Genomic DNA, 3607 nt, shown 5'->3' on the forward strand with positions numbered 1-3607 from the left:
CTCGGCTTCGCTTCCTCGACCAGCTGCTCGCACGGCTCCAACCCGGATCGCAGGTTGTCGATCTGGGCTGCGGCGCGGGAATCCCCTGCACAGCCAGGCTCGCCGAACAACACAACGTCCTCGGCATCGACATCTCGACAGAGCAACTGCGCCGCGCTCAAGACCGGATCCCGACCGCCCGGTTCACCAAGGCCGACATCGCCACTGTCGAGCTGCCGCCACACACGTTTGATGCAGTCACTGCGTTCTACTCGCTGACTCACATTCCACGCGTCGAGCACGCCGACGTGCTCCGGCGCATCGCCGGCTGGCTGAAAGCAGACGGCTACCTGCTGGCGACCCTCAGCGCGCGTGGAGATACCGACGGAATGCAGGACGACTTCGTCGGCGTCCCGATGTACTTCAGTGGCTACGGACCCGACACCAATCTTCGGCTGCTCCACGAAGCAGGCTTCGACCCCGTCATCAACGAGATCGTCACCATGAACGAACCCAGCGGCGAATCCTCGTTCCAGTGGCTCCTGGCCCGTAAACGCAACCGACGACCAAGCTGCGTGTCCGCGGGTTCGCGAACCCGCGTGCCTACTCGGAACCGTAGGAAACCTCCGCACGTCGGTTCGAGTCCAAACGTCCGTCAGTAATCCCGAACCCAAGAGACATCGATCGAGCGGGCTCAACAAGCGAACTTCACCCGTACATCGCCCTCGTCCGCGCCGAGCCGCGCGTCATCAATCCAAGAGGTCCGGGCCATCCTGGATGGGTCTATCGCCGTGTTGTCATGGTGATTCTGCGCCGAGGTACCGGTAGACGGTCGGCCGACTAACGCCAAGCATGCTGGCGATCTGCGCGATGGTGTGCTGGCGCTGGTCGTAGAGCTGACGCAGGAGGGCCTGCTGGTCGGCGCTGAGTGCGGGCCTGCGGCCGCCGGCTCTGGCCGCCTGGAGTCCGGCGCGGGTGCGTTCGCTGATCAGCTGTCGCTCGAACTCGGCCAGGGCGCCCTGGCACGTGCTCAACCATGCGGGCGGGAGCGTTGAAGATAAGACGGGTTTCACAGGAGAACCCCATGTGCGATGATTAAGCCAAATGTACTTTACGTGAGTTACCTCCTGGGTCCATGCCGCCGTCGTCGACCCGTCAGGTCACGAGCGGACCCCGTATCCGGCGGGGCGTGCCGGGCTGATCACCATGACCGCGCGCTGTGCGGAGGCGCCGCGTCGGATGATGAGCTCTGACGGGCTTGCGGTAGGCCAGGCCGTGCCGGTCGAGGCCGACAAGCGTGTCCCGGGGTCACAGCGTCCCGAGTGTCTCGTCGATGACGTTGAAGTCGCGGGTCTGGCGCGGTGTGAGCTGTGTCCCTCGGTACCAATGCCTCGAACACGACCGTCGATGCCGGCGCGGGGCGGCCGGTCCTCGGTCGCGGGTGGCAGCTATCGCCAGCCTTCGATATGAACTCCGACCCCGCAGTGGCGCGACCCGGCAGACGGGAGTCGGTGGAATTTTTACACCCGCGAGGACGCCATCGAGTCCCTCTTCAGCTACGCCAACCCCGCCGTGGGCGTCCCTATGCTGCTGAGCTGACCCAGCAGGACAGCGTGCAGCAGCTCGTCGCGCTCCGCGGGCCGCAACGAGTGCAATGCCCTTGTCCAGTAACGCTGCTGCCCGATCCGACATCGCGACATCGCCTCCGATATCGCAATGTAGGTCGCTAGACGTCCACCGGTCAAGGAGGTTCGACGTCTACTGGTCGGGCAGTGGCGCAACCTGAGATCGCCGGGAGGAGAGAATTGCGACAGTGCGCGCGCTCATCGGACAGATCCGGGTCTCTTGATCATGACAAGCAGGTGGCGCTCGCCGCCCGCAAGAGGACCGCCGAACGCGACTACGAAAGCCTTCTCCGCGACCACCTCACCAGGGCCGCTCAGACACTCACCACCGCCAGCTCATAGCCCGGCGTCGAGCAGCGGACTGAGCGGCCCGTTGCAGGATGGGCGCCACAGCAGCCCGTGGTCCGGTCCGAGCCGACGCTGATCGACCAGTTGCGCGCCGTAGAGGCCCAGGTGGAGGACAAGGTTTGCCTCGATAATGGAGCACATGGATCTTGCGGGTGGGTACTGCGCATGTGCGACGTGCGAACTCAGCTACGGTCGCGGGACTGCTACGAGAAGACAGCCCGCTGAGCCGCGCCGACCTAGTGCGCAGGTCGGGTCGGGTTTGATTAGGCCGACGGTTACCGCCATCGTCTCGGCGTTGCTTCGTGACGGCGTGCGTGATGAAGCGGGTAGCGCGGGTCTGACATCCGGAGTTGGGCGGCGGGGCGGCCCGGCTTAGGTTCGAGGAGTCCCTCATCCGAGGGCGACGCCTGATCAGGCGCCCCGGCCAGATCTCCTCAGCACCTGACCGAGCCTTGACCGAACCCCTGCATCCCACAGGAGGCCGATCCATGAACGACCGTACCCAACCCACCCAATGGTCCGTGCCAGACTCATTGCCCGGTCGACGGCCCGCCACTCGGGTTAGATGTCTACGCCGCGTGCCCATTCCGGTTCGCACAGCCCCGACACCCAGATTTACTGTCCCTCGCCGGCGCCACGCCTCGTCATCGACTGCTACCCCCTCGACGACGACACCAAGGCGTTTCGGTTCTTCAGGCGTGGGCGGGAACGAGTCCGCGCAGGTGCGTGAGCCCGTCGTGGATGTGGTTTTTCGCCGTGCCCTGTGGGAGGTTGAGCAAGGTCGCGACCTCGGTGTGGGTGTGGCCGACGAAGTAGGCCAGGATCAGGGCGCGGCGCTGGGGCTCGCTGAGTTCGGCGATCGCCGCGCGGACACATCGAGCCTGGAGACTGGTCAGGACGTCCTCGGTGACCGAGTCATAGGGCCGGTCGGCGTGCAGGGCGGCGTGCAGGGCGGCGCGCACCATGGCGGCCTGCGAGGCCCGCACCCGGTCCACGGCTCTGCGGTGGGCGATCATCAGAAGCCACGGCAACACCGCGCCTTGGCGGGGTCGAATTGCCCGGCCCGCTGCCACACCTGCAGATAAACGTCCTGCGTGAGCTCCGCAGCTTGCGCCCCGTCCCGCAGAACCCGCAGCACCATTCCGTACACACGGTGACTAGTGCGGTCATAGAGCGCGCCGAACGCCTGCTCATCGCCTTCAGACGCTGCAAACAGCAAACGCGCAAGGTCAGGAGCCGAAGCTGTCGCCGGCGCACCGGGGATCACGTCAGAGACAACTCCGTCGAATGCGTGCATGCGGCCTCCTGTCCCACCCGGCGCCATCCACGTCAAGGCGGGGCCTACCCATCACCATCGGCGCCAGCAATGCCGGGATGAAGGAAGCAGATAACGATCGCGGACGATGCGACGGGACGTGGAAGCCCCCGTCCACGACAACAGCGGCCCCTGCTTCGGGCAGCGGCTGCTGTGGGTTCACCGGCGAGCAGGGACGACAATACGAACCGCTTGCGGTGCCGCCGGTACGTGGCGACGCCTTCACGGCAGGTTCAGCACTGGGTGTAGCAGAGCCAACCCCAGCATGGTGCTCGCTAAAATGACAACCAGCGTGCCGGTGATGAACCCGGCGTCGCGGACGCCTCGTCGGTGACTGCGG

At 65.7% G+C, this 3607-nt stretch carries 4 protein-coding genes; 1 reads left to right on the top strand and 3 read right to left on the bottom strand.

What is annotated here, in order from left to right; genetic code table 11:
* Positions 1-641: class I SAM-dependent methyltransferase (locus RM423_RS24230; protein WP_311425605.1), on the top strand; the 641-nt coding region annotated here is incomplete at its 5' end.
* Between the two features lie 135 nt (positions 642-776).
* On the opposite strand, the gene RM423_RS24235 is transcribed toward RM423_RS24230, so the two are convergent.
* The 3 genes from RM423_RS24235 to RM423_RS24245 all read right to left on the bottom strand — a co-directional run bounded on the left by RM423_RS24235 (position 777) and on the right by RM423_RS24245 (position 3249).
* Entirely contained in the window at positions 777-1013 is a 237-nt protein-coding gene (locus RM423_RS24235; protein ID WP_311425606.1) for a helix-turn-helix domain-containing protein, read from the bottom strand.
* A gap of 1631 nt (positions 1014-2644) precedes the next feature.
* Entirely contained in the window at positions 2645-2983 is a 339-nt protein-coding gene (locus tag RM423_RS24240; RefSeq protein ID WP_311425607.1) for a sigma factor-like helix-turn-helix DNA-binding protein, read from the bottom strand.
* Positions 2968-3249: a sigma factor gene (locus tag RM423_RS24245; RefSeq protein WP_311425608.1), complete on the bottom strand. Its 282-nt coding sequence runs from the start codon at positions 3247-3249 to the stop codon at positions 2968-2970. Before RM423_RS24245 ends, RM423_RS24240 begins: the two co-directional genes overlap by 16 nt.
* Positions 3250-3607 lie beyond the last annotated feature (358 nt).

It is taken from the genome of Jatrophihabitans lederbergiae, from assembly GCF_031845305.1.
Classification (GTDB): domain Bacteria; phylum Actinomycetota; class Actinomycetes; order Mycobacteriales; family Jatrophihabitantaceae; genus Jatrophihabitans_A; species Jatrophihabitans_A lederbergiae.